This window comes from Microvirga sp. 3-52 (assembly GCF_018383585.1).
Lineage (GTDB): Bacteria > Pseudomonadota > Alphaproteobacteria > Rhizobiales > Beijerinckiaceae > Microvirga.
In genome coordinates, this window is record NZ_JAHAMK010000004.1 from 442 (window position 1) to 15,588 (window position 15,147).

The following is a 15,147-nucleotide window of genomic DNA, read 5'->3' on the forward strand; positions in this document are numbered from 1 at the left end:
GCGATGATCCGCGCCGAGCGCGCCGCCCGTCTGGCGGCCGAAGCCCGCGCGGGGGATCTGGAGATCGCTCGCGCTGCGTTGGAAGTCGCCCGGCTTGAAGTCACGCAAGCTCACGCCGCCCGTTATGCCCTGGAGTTGGAGATCGAACGGCTTAAGCTGCAGATCGCCAAGTTGCGCCGCCAGCACTTCGGCACCTCGTCGGAACGCAGTGCCCGTCTCGAACAACTGGTGCTCGCCCTGGAGGATCTGGAGGAGAGCGCCGCCCACATGGACGCCGAGGCCGAGGCGAAGGATGCCGCCGCGGCGCCGGAGGCGCCCCAGTGGACGGTCGAAGAGTTGAAGCGGGCCAAGCCCGCCCGCAGGCCCTTGCCCGGACACCTGCCGCGTCGGCGCGTCGTCCTTCCTGCCCCGACGGCGTGCGCCTGCTGTGGCGGCGGCTTGCGCAAGCTCGGTGAGGTGGTGACTGAGACCCTCGAGCGCATCCCGGCGCGTTGGGTCGTGCTGCAGACGGTGCGCGAGAAGTTCAGCTGCGCGGCGTGCGAGACGATCACCGAGACACCCGCCCCGTTCCATGCCATTCCGCGGGGCCGCGCCGGTCCCCACCTGCTGGCCGAGATCACGGTCGGCAAGTTCGGCCTACATCTGCCGCTGACCCGCCAGAGCACGGTGTTTGCCCAGGAAGATGTCGATCTGGACGTCTCGACCCTGTGCGACTGGATCGGTGCGGTCGCGGTAGCGACCCAGCCGGTGAGCGCGCTGATCACCGAGCATGCCCTCAAAGCCGAGCGGCTGCACGCTGACGACACGCCGATGCCGGTGCTGGCCAAGGGCAAGACCAAGACCGGCCGGCTCTAGACCGTGGTGCGGGATGATCGGCCCTTCGCCGGGGCTGATCCGCCGGCTGCGGTCTACTTCTACTCGGCCGATCGCAAGGGTGAGCACCCGCAGTCTTTCCTGAAGAGCTACAGCGGGATCCTGCAGGCGGATGCCTATTCCGGCTTCGGACAACTGTATGAACCGGGTCGTGCGACCGGCCCGGCGACTGAGGCAGCGTGTTGGGCGCATGCGCGGCGCCAATTCTTTGAACTGGCTGAGTTGAAGAAGGGGCCGATCGCGATCGAGGCGGTCAAGCGCATCGATGCGCTGTTTGCGATCGAGCGCGCGATCAACGGCCGGCCGCCTGACGAGCGACGCTCTGTCGGTGTGGCTCAATCCAAGCCTCTGGTGGATGATCTGGAGAGCTGGTTGCGGGCGCAACGGGGACGGTTGTCGCCCAAGAGTGAGACCGCCAAAGCCATCAATTACATGCTGCGGCGTTGGTCTTCGTTCGCGCTCTTCCTCGACGACGGGCGGGTCTGCCTGTCGAACAATGCCGCCGAGCGGGCGATCCGCGGCATTGCCGTCGGGCGCCGGAACTGGACCTTCGCCGGCTCGGATGTGGGTGGCCATCGGGCGGCAGCCCTGTACACGTTGGTCGAGACCTGCAAGCTCAACGAGGTCGACCCGCGCGCTTGGCTGGCTGACGTGCTGGCGCGGCTGCCGGAGCATCCAGCCAAGCGCCTTGAGGAACTCCTACCTTGGAATTGGAAAGTCCTGCGGGATGAGCAGGCGGCCGCTTGGGGCTCAGGGCTTTCGCGTAAACAGCACCTTGAACAGCTCTTCGGCTNGGCTGACGTGCTGGCGCGGCTGCCGGAGCATCCAGCCAAGCGCCTTGAGGAACTCCTACCTTGGAATTGGAAAGTCCTGCGGGATGAGCAGGCGGCCGCTTGGGGCTCAGGGCTTTCGCGTAAACAGCACCTTGAACAGCTCTTCGGCTTTCTGCAGTCCCTCATCGGTGAGGACGACGGATTTGGCCTTGTTGGCCGGATCGCAGATGAAACCCTTCTGGTAGAGCCGGTCTGTTGCGCCCCAGTCAAAACTCTTCCAGGCCCGGCACCCATCGTGCAGCGTCAGCCACATTAGGGCGAGGACAGCCTCGTCAATCTTATCGTGGTCGATCTCCATGCGGCCACTTTACCACGCCGCGGNGGTAGAGCCGGTCTGTTGCGCCCCAGTCAAAACTCTTCCAGGCCCGGCACCCATCGTGCAGCGTCAGCCACATTAGGGCGAGGACAGCCTCGTCAATCTTATCGTGGTCGATCTCCATGCGGCCACTTTACCACGCCGCGGCCGAAATTCCGCGGTCCTCGGCGGATGCGTACAGACGGCCTCACGGCAGTGGAGTACGAGGCTGTATGCCTGATCGCCTATGAGGGCCGGGCAGCCTACGCTCGCGCCCGGCAGCAAGCCTTTTATTGCCGCTCTCAGGGAAGCGAACAGGGCTTTCAGTTCTGGTCAGCCGTTGCCGTCGAGATTGATCGGCGGGCAGGTGCCAGCGCCAAGAGAGCCGACGAACGGTCGAGATAGGATGAGACCACCGACACGATGGTCGCGTTCGGCTGCTTCCGTTCCCGGAAATAACCCCTCCAAGACAGCCCAGGCACTGACCTATGACCGTCATCAACACAGGCTCATTGACGGCATTAAAGCTCCCTGACCGGTCGACCCATGAGACTGTTAATGATTACAGGACGCGCATGGCGTGATTTGCCCATAATCATCATCCTGGGCCTGGTGATCGGGCTCGTGTTCGGCCAGATCGTGAAGCTGACGTCGCCTGAACCCTCGAACATTGCCAGCCAAGCGAAAGCGATAAGCTTCTGGGAGGCCCGCCCTCCCGCAGGCTCACGGATCGCGACTATTCGCAGAGAGACGGTCGAGGCGCTCGATCTGCGCCCTGGCGCACCGCGCCAGATTTAAGACCCGCGCTCCGCTCTCCCGGACAGGGAGAGGATAGATGGGGGTATTCCGGCAACTGCTGCCAGGAGTGCGATGCGGTCATTTGAATGGCTGAACAGGCCCTTCCAATGGCTCCGCTTTCCGGGCCATAAGTGTCCCAGAGAAGGACGTAAGCATGAGCGAGACCGGCCTATGAAGCGCGATATGGATCTTATTAGGAACCTACTGCTCGAAATCGAGGAATCCGAGAAGCCGGTCGTCTATATTGCCGATCTTATGGCCGCTGAGCGTCTCCAGGGCATCGAGCAGTTGGACATTGATTTTCATCTGAAGTTACTTATCGAAGCCGGCCTCATCGACGCGAACAAGAAACAAGGAATCAGCACGGTCGGAGGTTGGTACATTCGACAACTAACTTGGAATGGCCACGAGTTCATCGACAGCATTCGCGATCCCGAGATCTGGAGGAAAACAAAGGAAGGTGCCTCCACTGCCGGCAGTTGGTCAATCGGTCTGCTGAAGGATCTTGGCACAGCCTATTTGAAGCTGAAAGCAAAAGAGGTGCTCGGTTTCGATCCAGGCTAGGCCTCAACCCTCTCTTCTTCCCTTCATGCCATAACCCTCGGCATGACGCCGCCCGTCGGGCTGCTAAGGGTAGCGTTTAAACGCAAGCCGCAGGAAGCCTCCCAGGCGCGATTTCCAAGCTCCCGGCTACACGTACCGGCGGAGGGCACTTTGGCCGTCCTGGGCGCGATGCCCGCCATTTCCTGAGCCCATCGGCTGCAGAGGGATGGTCGATAGTCGGCGAACGGGATGCAACCTTCGTGAGGCTCCTCCACGGTGAGCCTTGCCACTTGCCCGACGCTTGCCCGCATCGCGACGATGGCCGAGCCCTCATGGCGCATGCTCAGCAGCCTGGACGGATCGCAGCAAAGGAATACAAACCATGACGCATGACGCTTTATGACGCTTGTTTCGGCATAAGTGCCTATACGTGTGTGCGCCCGTAGGGCGATTAACGGAAAAATGCTGCATCAAGCGTCATGCGTCATGGTCGGTCCTCTGGGCAGGCTTCAGCCGAATGCCTTTGAAGCCTCGTCCAGCGTACGATCTGTAATGCTCAAACCCTCGGCGCTTCAGGTTGTCGGCGAACGCTCTCTGGCTGCCCGCCTCTTCGCCTGCCCGCTCAGCATAGCCTCGCCAGGACTGGAACAGGATGGTGCTGCTCTCGGCCTTGTAAGAGTTGTCGGGCTCGACCTCGCATGCGTCTTGCAGCCATTGCCCGAAGAGGTCCTGCTCGCCGAAGTAGTCATCGGTTGCAGCAACCACGCTCGCCGGGCGCGTCAGCCCCTTTCTCTGCCAGTCTAGGCAGCCCTCAATCATCCAACGCAGAATGGCCGGGTATTCGGCTCTCAGCTTCTCCTCCAACTGAGGATCGGGCTGCTCGGGCTTGCGGGTGAAGGGCACGATATTGAAGCGTCGGCGCGCTGCATCGTCGACGTTCTGGAGGACCGGCCTGTGGTTACCCACGATGGTCAGCTTGAACTGCGGGGTGAAGGTGAAAAAGTCCTGCCGCATGAACCGAGCGGTGATCCTGTCTCCGCCCGTCATCTGTTTGATCCTGGCCTCCGCCCAAGCCCGGCCTTCTTCCGTCTCGGAGGCGGTCACGAGCCGCGCTCCACAAAGCATTGCAAGGTCTGTCGGGTGCTTGTCGCTTTTCGACGTGGTGAAGGTGTCCATGGCGGCCGTCGCCGCATAGGCAGCCAGGATTTCGGTTAGGACATTGAGAAAGACGGACTTGCCGTTCCCGCCGGGGCCATAGATGAACACGAGAGCCTGTGCTCGTGTTGCGCCCGTCAGGGCATAGCCGCTCCATTGCTGGAGAAACCGGATCAGGTCAGCGTCTCCGCCTGTGGCTTCATCAAGGAACAGAAGCCAGAGAGGGCAATCGGCACGCTCTGCCGGAGCAACGGCCGTCGAGCGCGTGAGGCCCTCTCTGGCTTCGCTCGGCCTGAGCCTGCCGGTGCGCAGGTCCACCGTTCCGCCAGGGCTGCCAAGTAGGTAGGGGTCTCCATCCCACGCTTCCATGGTGACGGCGAAGGTGGGATCGGATCGAGCGAACTTCTCTACGCCGCTCGCGAAGCTCGTCTTGCTGGTGACGTAGCGAACCCTGTCGGGCTCGCTCAGGCTCAGCCGACGGGCCAGTTCTCGCGCCCATTGGAACGCCAAGTCGGTGCGGTTCAGACGCCAGACCGAGCCGGTCCAATCGTACCACGCACCGGTATCATGGCAGTAGCGCAGCCGGTCGCGGTAGATGTCCGCGAACGCGCAAGCCGCCGAGTCTTCCGTGATGATGTCGGTTCGGGGCTTTGGTGCCTTGCGACGTTGGCGCGGCTGGGCAGGTTCGACTTCCACCGGGCCAAGAGCGGCCATTTCCGCCGCGAAGGGATCGTTATCGAGGGCCATGTTTGTGGCCTCCCTTGTGCGCTTTCATAGCCTTGAGGTCAGCCATCGTGGCGAGGGCACTGCGCGTATACGCAACCCAATGGCGGATGGCGTATTCGAGGCCGGTGTCGTCGCCGAGTTCGGCGTATGTCATCGCCAGCTTGACCTGGAGGGAGACCATCCCGGCCATCTCGTGAATGGCCTCGCGAAAGACATCGGGCGTGCCGTGCGATATCTGGTCCGAGTTCATGACCTCCCCTTCCGGTCCATCAGGAGACCCGTGCTGCGGGCGTGGACGAGTGCGTTGGCGAGCGCATCGGGGAGGTCAGGCAGATGCCGCACCGCAAGCGTCAGGCCGCTCTTGCCGGGCCGCAGCTCGCCATTCGCATCAGACCACCACGAGCGGCAGTCGATGATGGTCTGGCCGTTGAAGCTGTCGAGCCGTACGCGCAGCGTCTCACGGCTGTTGCGGGGCCACTCGGCCAGGGTGACGGGAAGCTCATTCCGCATGGTGTGCCTCCCCGGCCCGAAGCAGCTTCAGGACCGTGATGGACGGGCGCAAGACGTATCGCCCGTGACTGCCAGCAAACGGGCCTGAGTGACGCTCGTCTGCAGTCTCGATGTCGAGACCCTTGCGCCGCAGCTTCATCACGTAATGCGACATGCGGGCACCGGGGACCTCAATTGTCGTGACGCCTTTGTCGCCGCGCGTCTTGAGGAGATCCAGCATCCAGGCCTCGCGCCCGATGATCTGGATCTCCTGTCCCTCGTGGAGAAACATCATCGCAACAACCGGCTGGTTGTGCGCGGGTTTGCGCTGCGCGGTGGAGGTGATATGAATGGTCATTGTAAACATCTTCCTGGCCCGGTCCGAGTTGGTACCTCGGTGGGGCTTTCTCGTGAGGGGATCAGGCGGCGGTCGCGGTGCTGTCGGAAGTCGAGCAGCGCACGCGCTCGTTCATCCACGCCCTTACAGTCGGGATGTGGTAGCGGACCGATTTGCCAATCTTGGTGAAGGGTGGCGTGTCGCCGGTCAGGCGGCGTTTATTCCAGGTGCTGGCGCTGATGTCGGTAATCTCGGCCAGCTTGCGCGTATCGACGTATTCGTGATGGTCCATAACCGTCTTCCTTGATGAGGAAATGCCCGGAAACCCTGGGGACGGTTATGCAAATGAACCAATAATCACCGCTTTGATAATACAGATTAGTACGTGTCTAATCTGTACTTTCACTCTCGTCCGTGGCCGGGCGTTTAGCTCCATAGGAGAAGGCAAGAAATTCAAGCTCCTCTGCCGGGGTGAGAGCCTTGGCGACGATGCGCTCCACCATGTTTTGCGCTTCGTGGTAACGCGTTTTGATGCAGTCCGGGTGCTGATTAGCGGAAACGCCACTGGGAAGCAGGTTGTTGTCGGCGATGTACTTTGCGGCGGCGTTGATCTTCATCCCTTTATCTCGTAGCGTCTCCACCGTATCCAAAAGCTCCAGCCGCGCGCCTACCGTCCAGCAGGTCTCTTTCACGCCCGGCTTCCTGCCCTTGACGGTACGGCGGAAACCCGCCGGGAAAAGGTCCCGGCCCATCATCAGGATGAGCATGTCCTTGGCGTCGGGGTCGGAGGGCGATAGGCTGTAGTATTCGAACAGGGCGCGGTAGCGTGCCCTGCCCTGCTCCAAGATTTGCTGGCGGGCCTCCATCGCAACTTCGTCGACGAAGTTGCGACCTTTGTCATCTGCCTCAGTGACTGCGGCAATGAGCTGCATCACGGTGTACTCGATGGGCGACCGCAGCACTTCCGGCAGTTTCGGATCGTATTTCTTCTTGCCCCGCGCCATCACTCACCTCGTTTCAGCAGCACATCCTGTTCGTCAGGCTTGATGAGCGGAGCCCCCGCCAATGACAGGATGGAGCCCGCAATACGCTCCGATAGTTCGCGCACGGGATTGGTCTGCCGCGAGACGTAGCGTCCGGTCATGGCCAGCGTCTTGTGCCCGAGCGCATCGCGCAGAATGAGCGCGTTCGCCCCGAGCGATGCCCCTCGGGTGGCAAAGGCATGACGCAGATCATGAAGATGTAAATCGCCGACCTTCGCGGCCCTGCACACGGCGGCCCAGGCGTCGCGGATGTTGGACGCGGTGAGCGGGCCATTACCCTCGTCATTGGCGATGACCCACCCGCCCGGCCTGGAGGCTGAGCGCAGAAGCGCCACGACAGGCCCAGGCAGGGGCACCGTGCGAGCGCCCGCCTTGGCATTCTCTGCGCGCAGGCGGAGCACGGCGGCGTCCAGATCGACATCGGACCATTTGGCCGTCAGCCACTCGCCCCGGCGGCACCCGGTCAGCGGGAGAAGTTTGAACAGGAGGCGGGCATTGGGCCGGATCGGCGCTTCGTCGATGGCTCTCCACACGGCTCTCAGCTCGTCGTCAGTGGGCACCCGATCACGGGATTTCTTGGGATGCGGCGTGATCCCCCGCGCTGGGTTGTCGGCGATCAGCTCATCCGCGACCGCGAGCTGAAGCGCCTTGCGCAGGATGGCGAGGTCGAGATTGGCCTGCCGTGGCCGATGCGTCTGCTTGGCATGCCAGCCTCGGATCTGCGCCCTCGTGAGGTCGGACAGGCGCGTTGCTCCGAACTCGGGGATGAGCGTCCGATTGATCATCTCCTCGAATGCCTTGGCCGTGCTGGCCTTGCGCTTGGGCTTCCAATGCTGCTCCAGCGCCGTGAGCAGAATGTCTTTGACCGTGGGCTCCTTCTTGCGAGCTGTCCGGGCAGCCGCCGGATCTTCACCATGGGCGACACGGGCCAGGATTTTCTTCGCCTCGCCTCTGGCCTGATCGGGCGTCAGAGAGCCATGGCGGCCTATCGAGATCCGGCGGGTCGGAAAGCCCCTCCCCCGCCCGGCCCGGTATTCCACGAGGTAGGTTTTCGAACTGTCCGCATTCAGCCGGACAGCGAAGCCGGTCAGCTCATCGTCGCGGACGATCCGTCCGGCATCCTCTGGCTTGAGCCCATCGACAAGGCGCTTCGTAATCCTCGGCATCGCACCCTCCAGGGGGCCGTTTCCCGCCTCCGTGTCGGCACCATGTCGGCACCGAAAGGCAAACGCAGGACAACATGAGGAAACGTCGTGCTAAGGAAGAATAAAGCGCATCAGAGGCAACGAGACGCACCAAACTCAAAATCGAGTTCCGCAAGGAGTGCTGGTTCGATCCCGGCCAGGGGCACCATAGCCTTTAGATCGCATTGTTTTTCCTCGCTTTTTTCGGGGTCTTTGTCCCACCATTATCCACCGAGCCCGAAAGTGGGACAGTCTCGTTCTCGGTTTGATGCGGCACGATCAGATGCATGGCATCCTTAGTGAGCCGCTTCGGATTTGCCTTTTTGGTGTAGTGCGCGGCCATTTTCGGATCTGACCACCCGTAGATCGCCATGAGCTGGCGCTCGGTCGCTCCGTTCTCGGCAGCTATCGTCGCGCCCGCCTTGCGCAAACCATGCGGGGAGCAATGCGGCAGACCTGCTTCATTGCACCAATCCCGGAACCGGTTGCCGAAGCTGTCACCGCTCGACCAATGCCGGCCATGGTCTGAGATCAGAAACGTCAGATCGCCCTTTTCCGGAGTGGCGTCGATGATCTGCTGCAGTTCAGGGAGCACAGGGATCTCGACCTCGGTATGCTTCCGGAGGTGGTTTTTGTAGACGCGGAATTTAAGCCAGCCATCGCGCACATGCTGTCGCCCAAGCTGAACGACATCAGAGCGCCGCGCGCCGGTGTAGAGCAGCAGCGCCATGGCAAGGCGGCCCTTGGTCCCGATCGGGTGCCGCTGCTCATACTGGCGCACCTCATCGACAGACCAAGTATGCCAGCCCTCAGGATTTCGGCTCTGCAGTTTCGCCACATCAGTAGTGGGATCCACGGTGACGTATTCACGGTCGAGAGCAAATGCAAAGAGTCCGCGCAGAGCTTTTAGAAAAGTGTTTGCGGCCTCAGGCTTGTCTTTCCGCCGATCCATCGCCTTGAGCACAACCCTTTTAGTGATGCTCGTTATCGGTTCATCGCCAGCCTTCTCGTACAATGCCTCCAACTCACGGCGTCGAACCTGACGGGTTCGAGGAGATGGGCACCGATCAAAGAAAAATGCAGAGCCGAAATATTCTTCGGCTACCCCTCGGAAGCTACCTTGCTTCGCCTTTGACCTCTTGGCTGCTGCGTTAGCCTCGGTCTTTCCTTCTAGGGCGAGCCTGTACGCCTCCATAAAAGATTCGGACCAAGGAATGCCCTTCAGACGGATCTTCTTCTGTCCGGGGCGCCGGAAATAGATCCGGAGGTTTCCGTGACGGTCCTCGTCTTCAGTGCAATATCGGGGATATTTGCGGGGCATGTCAGAGCTCGATCTCGCGGCCATTGGCGGCCTCCTGCGGATCAGAGAGAAGATCGAAGGCAGCGTCTAGCTTTCGAATATCCCACATGACACATCCATCGATCGGGAACGGTGCTGGCATCCGACCGTCAGCAACAAGCGTGTCAAACTTGCTAGCGCTAACTCCGACATAGTGGGCAGCATCATCGCGCCTCAAGCCGCGGCGGGGCCTAGCATCGAACCGAGCATATGAGACGGGGGTAGGATGGCCCTCGTACAACGGCTTGGCAGTGTGTGGCGACCGTCTGGGCATGGGCTAGCTCGCGAGGGAGACGGCTTCGATACCCTTCTGGATCAGCCTGCGGATCACCTCCGCTCTGCTGGTCGCCCGAGTGGCGAAGCGCACCTCGTCGATCTTCTTCACGTCGCTTGGCGACATCAAAACCGGGACCCTTTCGGTTTTTCTCTCTGATCTGCTCTCGCTCATAGGCTCCGACTCCATGTGCAATATGCGCATATTTGCAAGGATGGGTCAGAGGCTCTTGTCCGTCAACGAAAAACATGCGCATATTGTGCATATCTGGGGATGAGGCGGTTATGGCTGACGAGAAAGAGAAAAAAACTGAGCGGGTTCACCTGCTCATGAGCCCCAAGGAAGTCGAGGCGATCGACGACTTCGGCTTCAAGAGCCGTATTCGAACACGTGGCGCCACAATCCGTGTTCTAGTTTCCATGGGCCTATCATCGTTTGAAACGATCCATGCGCTTGCCGAGGCGTCCAAGGCACTCAACGAGTATGTGGATACCGGCAAAATTCAGCAGGAAACGCTGGAAAAGTTCGCAACCGCAATAGCAGGAACAGCTGACGTACTCGAGAAATCTAGCAACAGACTCACTAAGCTACACAGTGAGCTAGAGGCGTCTAAAAAGCTGGGATAGACCTATCCCAGCTCTGACTTGAGAGCCTAGACCAAGCCAACCTAGCCGTCTCACGCTTGCGCAGACCCAATCCGCGCCAGCCTGCGGATTGTCTCACAAAGATCAGCGAAGGCCGGCTCTGAGGCACCCGAGCCGGACAGCTGGGCCTCAATCTCTTCCTGACCCGCATCCAGCTTCACGAGGAGTCCGGCCCAGGAGCGGGCTTCGGTTTGCACGATGTCATCCTCAACCGCCCAAAGCTGGCGGGTGAGGCTGTCGAGATGCTCATCGGTGAAATCAGCCGGAAGGGCTGCCAGGGACTTCTTGAGAGCCAGGCGCTGCTGGCCGAGATCGATTAGGCGGCTGTCTGCTCCCGGCGATGCTGCGGCACTTGCCGCAGCGAAGCCAGTGGGGATTGCAGCGGCGAGGCCTGCAAGGATCGAGCGGCGTGTGGTATGGCTATGCGTAGCTTGAGACATGATCTACCTCGTGTCGATAGTTAGGCTGCGCTAGGCGTGACAGCACCTAGCGTGGCCGTTTTTCCTTGTTCTGAAATCAGAACGTGGTTACGATGATGGCGTCTGATGATCCTGTCAATAAAAATCGTAACGTGGTTCTGAAAATGCTTCCAGTCCAGTGCAAGATGGCGAGAGTTGCTCTCGGGCTTGGCGTCCGAGAATTGGCCGAAGCCGCCAAGGTTTCACCCGACACTATCGCTCGGCTCGAGCGCGGCGAGGATCTCAAGCCGCGGACGATCGATGCAATTCAAGCGACCCTTGAGGCAGCTGGTGTCGAGTTCATTCCTGAGAATGGAGGGGGAGCAGGCGTAAGGCTTAAGAAGGATCCTAAATCGTGAGTGAATTCGACAACCTGTACCCACACTCTCGCACGAGAGAGGACAGGCCTGGCTGGCCTAAAGGGGTGAAAGGCATATCGATGGAAGGCGTCGACCAACTCGGAGTCGATGACGAAGGAAACCTCTATTGGGCGGGCAAGCGCCTTGAGGTCGCCCGTACGATTACCCTCAATACCTTCCAGCAAGCCATCGCCGTTATTGGGGTCCTAACCGCAGTTGCCGTGGCCCTTGTGGAGTGGCTTCGCTTCTTCGGCTACGGCGTTCGTTAGGGCCATGAACGTTTCGAATCCTCCGCTTACTCTCTCGAAAGCCGATGCAGCCCGCCGGCAGGCTGAGGCTGCCATAATTGCGTTCGAGCAAGGTCACTTTGACATTGCGATAACATTAGCTGGCGCAGCCGAAGGAATGCTCTCGCATCAAAAAGGTGAAGATCTATACTCGGTGATGATCGACCACCCAAAAGCTAAAGAACATTTCAATAAGAAAGATTGGAATTCTATCCTTAATCTTGAGCGGGATTGGTTGAAGCATCCAACATTAGAACTTCCCGACACTTGGGAGTTTGGCGCTCGTGACGCTTCTTTCATGATTGCAAGAGCGCTGTCTAAGCTAGACAGCTGGTCGCCTAAGATGGATGAATTCAAGGAATGGTATCTAAGAAATCTTGGGCTCCGATGAGCGCGCCTGTCCGCACATGAAAAGGCCGGGCAGCCTTGCGAGCTGATCTCATGAGGAAGTCTCAATGCGCTACCAATCCCCTGTTCCATCCGACCCAGAGTACATTCAGGCGCTAGGTCAGGCGGTTTACAGTTACTGCTACTTGGAATGGCAGGTCATCTGGCTCGTGGAGAGATTAACTGGCACGTTCTTTGAGGTCGATGTTCACAGAATGACGGGTGGGAAGATCGGACGTGCATTCAAAGAAGCCGTTGATGCTGCCGAAGGCAATGTGCCAGACGAGGTTCTTCAGCGCCTAAAAAGGGGCAGTAACCTGTTCTGGAATGCCGTGGAACTAAGGCAAGATCTTCTGCACGCTCATCCCTTCACGGCCGACGGGGGGGAGCAGATGCTTAGCCGTAAGAAAGAAGGGCGGTTTGATCCTTGGACTATCGAGAAGATCGACAGCGCAACTCGGTGCTTTGACGAACTGGATCATGAACTCAACGATCTCTTCCAAAACGCACTGCGGCGCTAGAAGATACTAATAGAGGGGCTGCCCGACCTCGTCTTAATAAAAGGCCGGGCAGCCTTGTGAGTCGATCCCGGCCGCTTCACGATAGGGAAACCAGTCACCTATCGGAGCAGTTTATGGCGGATCAGGAAGAACCAGGCATCCCGGTATCAGCTCAGGTCGTCGAGCTCACCGCGACGCACATGGCGTACGTTCTCGCCAGTGTGATCAGCAAGGTTCTCGCCGGTATCCCTAACGAGCACCGGCAGAACGTGTTCTATGCTCTGAGCGGCGCTGCTCTGCAGAGCGCCAATAACGTTGACCGGGACCTACCCGACCATCTCATCAGAGAGGTTCAGCAGGTTGCCCGAATTTACGTTGAGGGCAGCCTAGATAGCGTCGCCAGTCACCTTGGATTGAAGGCCCCCGAAAACGACCGTGGCGGCCCTACAGCACATTGACGGGCTTGCGAGCTGATCTCGGCCTTATTTCGATGACTTCCGATAGTAGTCAATTGCGCTTGGCAGCCCCGCCAACGGGCCACCGTTGTCACTGATTAGTTGTATGCAGACACTTTCTGCATCGTTGATCCTTTGGAAGATCTGTCTTGCATTCGGTGGCCCCTGCAAGCCCAGTGCCGTCAGTTCAACATACCGCTTACGCGACGATATATACTTGTTGTGATCCAAAAACATTATTGCCACAGCTTCACTTAACTGCATCTCGGCTGCGACAGCTCTCTTAAAGGTGCTACGAGATACTATCCAAAGCGCCGCGAAAAGTGCAGCTAGAGCCCAAGGTAGATAATCCCACATTCTGCACCTCATCCAGGTGAGTTCGGTGATGGTAGTTCGTAGATTCCTCCTCTTAAGATCTGGTTCCCATAAGTTCGTTCAGCGGCCCCATGCCGGTTAGGCTGTCGGCGCCAGGATCTCTGCCGCCCGCTCCGCTCCATATGCCTGCTTGGCTGCTGCCACGAGATTGGGCCAGAACTCATCATCCGATGACAGGTATTCTGCCGCGTCGAAGATCGCCTGCAGCCGCGGCGGAAGGGTCCGTGAGCCTCGCGCGACGCCGATAGAGGCTGCGCTTCCCCGAAAATCTGGGCCACGCCTAAACCAAAGGAGCACTTTTAGGCGCATGCCCGGACCGTTACTCTAGACCTGCGGCTACTCGTGGCTTAGTCCGGTGGACTGCCCTCATTATAAGGCCCCGACTCCGGTCGATCTAATAGTCTGCCTAGCCGCGCCAGCGTTCCCCGTTCGGCTTTAGGGTAACATCATGGGTGGTTGGAGGCCGTGGGCCATGCAGCAGCATCCCCATCATGACCAAGCGGCGGAGTACCGCCGCCAGGCGCAGGAGATCCGGACCATGGTCCAGAAGCTCTCGATCGACGAGGCACGCGAGCAACTCCTCGAGACAGCCGAGCGCCTTGAGAGGTTAGCGGAGGAAGAGGAGCGTACGGCTCACGCCAACAACTCCAAGCCAAAGCGTCAACCAGAGGCATAGTTTCAGGAGCCGGTCCGTGAAAGCCGCTGCCTCAACCGCGAGAAAAGAGCAGCGGGCTGCCAGTTTCCGACAACCCCTGATGGAATTATGATGGTTGTATGTTCGGCAACGGCGTATAATTGGGGCGTATAATTGGCTATCGCCGGTGTGAATGATCCGGGCACCGACGGCTGGGAGATGCGCGTGCTTCCGCCGGCAAGGCTTAGGAGCTTCCAATGCCCCATTTTTATGACACCTGCGCAGGACCCATTGAGGGTCTCTATCTGCCCCCCATCGCCTGGGAGGTGCTGCGGAGAGAGAACATCCAAACCCTTGACCAGCTCAGGGCGAATGCGGACCAGCTTGAGCAGTTCGATGGCATTTCGGACAGGATGGCGGAGCTGATCAGACTAGCGCTCGCCTATGTCGCCCCATTTGAAGAGCAGACAGCGAGCACAATGCGTTACGACTCGTGGAGCGCGTAGTTCCGATCTGTATTCTCGTTCACTGTTGCGACCATAGGGTCTGTAGCTCCTCNGTTACGACTCGTGGAGCGCGTAGTTCCGATCTGTATTCTCGTTCACTGTTGCGACCATAGGGTCTGTAGCTCCTCGCTGATATCGGGAATGTCTACCAGGGCGGCGTTCTGCGCCCTCTTGGCGGCCCAGTAGTCCTTCCAGGCCTGATGTCTCTGCGCGGGCGCGATCGATCGGCTGTATCGCCCACCCTTCCAGTTGCCGTTGCGCTCGCCTTTAGGGGCTCCGCTGCCAGGTGCACCGCCATGGAGGCGGCACCTGACCTTGCCTGGAGCAGGAGAACGCTTGCACGGCTCTCCTAAGCGGGTTTTCGCGCCACATTGGCGAGTTTTGGGGTCATCCATGGGGTTGATCCGAAATTAATTCTGAAATTTGCGGCGGCGCGTGTTTTTGGATGGGCGCCGGTCCGGCTTTCGTAGTATTCTGACTTTTGAGGCCGCCCCCCTCGGGTGAGGGAATGCATCATGCGAGAGCCCACGATGCAGGTGCTAAAGCGCCCTAAGCACTGTCCTGCCAATGACAATTGGCCGGCAGGGAGAGCAGGGCCTATCGCTCGAGCGCCAACCACCCAGAGATTGAATGGAGAGCGGTTCGTCGTTCTC

The 15,147-nt window shown here is 59.8% G+C and carries 22 protein-coding genes and 1 pseudogene; 11 read left to right on the forward strand and 12 right to left on the reverse strand.

Annotation, left to right across the window (positions count from 1 at the left end):
- Nucleotides 1-3: 3 nt before the first annotated feature.
- Nucleotides 4-1,614: pseudogene (tnpC, locus tag KHP60_RS04420) on the forward strand (IS66 family transposase); the annotation flags it as partial.
- Between the two features lie 159 nt (nt 1,615-1,773).
- On the opposite strand, the gene KHP60_RS25015 reads toward tnpC, so the two are convergent.
- The gene (locus KHP60_RS25015; protein WP_249688509.1) at nt 1,774-2,004 is read right to left on the reverse strand and encodes a DUF6429 family protein; all 231 of its coding nucleotides are present in this window, start codon (nt 2,002-2,004) and stop codon (nt 1,774-1,776) included.
- A 555-nt stretch (nt 2,005-2,559) separates the two neighbouring features.
- Here KHP60_RS25015 and KHP60_RS04425 point away from each other — a divergent pair.
- Together KHP60_RS04425 and KHP60_RS04430 are read left to right on the forward strand one after the other, a co-directional pair.
- On the forward strand, nt 2,560-2,799 hold the full coding sequence (locus KHP60_RS04425; RefSeq protein WP_213562371.1) for a hypothetical protein: 240 nt from the start codon (nt 2,560-2,562) through the stop codon (nt 2,797-2,799).
- Between the two features lie 171 nt (nt 2,800-2,970).
- A complete protein-coding gene (locus tag KHP60_RS04430) occupies nt 2,971-3,363 on the forward strand; it encodes a DUF2513 domain-containing protein (protein WP_213562372.1) in 393 nt (130 codons plus the stop codon).
- 456 nt (nt 3,364-3,819) lie between these two features.
- Here the strand turns inward: KHP60_RS04430 and KHP60_RS04435 are convergent, their stop codons facing one another.
- From KHP60_RS04435 to KHP60_RS25025, 9 genes are all read right to left on the reverse strand, one after another.
- A complete protein-coding gene (locus KHP60_RS04435) occupies nt 3,820-5,244 on the reverse strand; it encodes a phage/plasmid primase, P4 family (RefSeq protein ID WP_213562373.1) in 1,425 nt (474 codons plus the stop codon).
- Complete coding sequence (locus KHP60_RS04440) at nt 5,231-5,473, reverse strand: hypothetical protein (RefSeq protein ID WP_213562374.1); 243 nt, start codon at nt 5,471-5,473, stop codon at nt 5,231-5,233. Before KHP60_RS04440 ends, KHP60_RS04435 begins: the two co-directional genes overlap by 14 nt.
- Nucleotides 5,470-5,733, reverse strand: a complete 264-nt coding sequence (locus KHP60_RS04445) for a PC4/YdbC family ssDNA-binding protein (RefSeq protein WP_213562375.1) — start codon at nt 5,731-5,733, stop codon at nt 5,470-5,472. The genes KHP60_RS04440 and KHP60_RS04445 overlap by 4 nt, the downstream gene beginning before the upstream one ends.
- Nucleotides 5,723-6,070, reverse strand: a complete 348-nt coding sequence (locus KHP60_RS04450; protein ID WP_249688510.1) for a hypothetical protein — start codon at nt 6,068-6,070, stop codon at nt 5,723-5,725. Before KHP60_RS04450 ends, KHP60_RS04445 begins: the two co-directional genes overlap by 11 nt.
- Before the next feature lie 61 nt (nt 6,071-6,131).
- Nucleotides 6,132-6,341, reverse strand: a complete 210-nt coding sequence (locus KHP60_RS04455) for an AlpA family transcriptional regulator (protein WP_213562376.1) — start codon at nt 6,339-6,341, stop codon at nt 6,132-6,134.
- A 97-nt stretch (nt 6,342-6,438) separates the two neighbouring features.
- Nucleotides 6,439-7,053 carry a hypothetical protein gene (locus KHP60_RS04460; RefSeq protein WP_213562377.1) on the reverse strand — a complete coding sequence of 205 codons (615 nt, stop codon included), beginning with the start codon at nt 7,051-7,053 and terminating at the stop codon, nt 6,439-6,441.
- Complete coding sequence (locus KHP60_RS04465; protein WP_213562378.1) at nt 7,053-8,258, reverse strand: site-specific integrase; 1,206 nt, start codon at nt 8,256-8,258, stop codon at nt 7,053-7,055. Before KHP60_RS04465 ends, KHP60_RS04460 begins: the two co-directional genes overlap by 1 nt.
- 193 nt (nt 8,259-8,451) lie before the next feature.
- A complete protein-coding gene (locus KHP60_RS04470) occupies nt 8,452-9,621 on the reverse strand; it encodes a site-specific integrase (protein WP_213562379.1) in 1,170 nt (389 codons plus the stop codon).
- Between the two features lie 271 nt (nt 9,622-9,892).
- The gene (locus KHP60_RS25025; protein ID WP_249688512.1) at nt 9,893-10,015 is read right to left on the reverse strand and encodes a ribbon-helix-helix protein, CopG family; all 123 of its coding nucleotides are present in this window, start codon (nt 10,013-10,015) and stop codon (nt 9,893-9,895) included.
- Nucleotides 10,016-10,173: 158 nt separating this feature from the next.
- Here KHP60_RS25025 and KHP60_RS04475 point away from each other — a divergent pair, with 158 nt between their 5' ends.
- Entirely contained in the window at nt 10,174-10,515 is a 342-nt protein-coding gene (locus KHP60_RS04475; RefSeq protein WP_213562380.1) for a hypothetical protein, read from the forward strand.
- 50 nt (nt 10,516-10,565) lie between these two features.
- Here the strand turns inward: KHP60_RS04475 and KHP60_RS04480 are convergent, their stop codons facing one another.
- Nucleotides 10,566-10,973: a hypothetical protein gene (locus KHP60_RS04480; RefSeq protein WP_213562381.1), complete on the reverse strand. Its 408-nt coding sequence runs from the start codon at nt 10,971-10,973 to the stop codon at nt 10,566-10,568.
- A gap of 143 nt (nt 10,974-11,116) precedes the next feature.
- On the opposite strand from KHP60_RS04480, the gene KHP60_RS04485 reads away from it, so the two are divergent.
- The 7 genes from KHP60_RS04485 to KHP60_RS04515 all read left to right on the forward strand — a co-directional run bounded on the left by KHP60_RS04485 (nt 11,117) and on the right by KHP60_RS04515 (nt 14,494).
- On the forward strand, nt 11,117-11,350 hold the full coding sequence (locus tag KHP60_RS04485; RefSeq protein ID WP_213562596.1) for a helix-turn-helix transcriptional regulator: 234 nt from the start codon (nt 11,117-11,119) through the stop codon (nt 11,348-11,350).
- Nucleotides 11,347-11,619, forward strand: coding sequence for a hypothetical protein (locus KHP60_RS04490; protein ID WP_213562382.1), 273 nt, complete (start codon nt 11,347-11,349; stop codon nt 11,617-11,619). Before KHP60_RS04485 ends, KHP60_RS04490 begins: the two co-directional genes overlap by 4 nt.
- Before the next feature lie 4 nt (nt 11,620-11,623).
- Complete coding sequence (locus KHP60_RS04495) at nt 11,624-12,028, forward strand: hypothetical protein (protein WP_213562383.1); 405 nt, start codon at nt 11,624-11,626, stop codon at nt 12,026-12,028.
- A gap of 64 nt (nt 12,029-12,092) precedes the next feature.
- The gene (locus KHP60_RS04500; RefSeq protein WP_213562384.1) at nt 12,093-12,545 is read left to right on the forward strand and encodes a hypothetical protein; all 453 of its coding nucleotides are present in this window, start codon (nt 12,093-12,095) and stop codon (nt 12,543-12,545) included.
- Nucleotides 12,546-12,658: 113 nt separating this feature from the next.
- Nucleotides 12,659-12,982 (forward strand): hypothetical protein, encoded by a 324-nt coding sequence (locus KHP60_RS04505; protein ID WP_213562385.1) that lies wholly within the window; start codon nt 12,659-12,661, stop codon nt 12,980-12,982.
- Nucleotides 12,983-13,826: 844 nt separating this feature from the next.
- Nucleotides 13,827-14,030 (forward strand): hypothetical protein, encoded by a 204-nt coding sequence (locus KHP60_RS04510; RefSeq protein ID WP_213562386.1) that lies wholly within the window; start codon nt 13,827-13,829, stop codon nt 14,028-14,030.
- Nucleotides 14,031-14,245: 215 nt separating this feature from the next.
- Nucleotides 14,246-14,494 (forward strand): hypothetical protein, encoded by a 249-nt coding sequence (locus KHP60_RS04515; protein WP_213562387.1) that lies wholly within the window; start codon nt 14,246-14,248, stop codon nt 14,492-14,494.
- 95 nt (nt 14,495-14,589) lie between these two features.
- On the opposite strand, the gene KHP60_RS25800 is transcribed toward KHP60_RS04515, so the two are convergent.
- Nucleotides 14,590-14,889: an HGGxSTG domain-containing protein gene (locus KHP60_RS25800; protein ID WP_409366253.1), complete on the reverse strand. Its 300-nt coding sequence runs from the start codon at nt 14,887-14,889 to the stop codon at nt 14,590-14,592.
- Nucleotides 14,890-15,147: the final 258 nt, after the last annotated feature.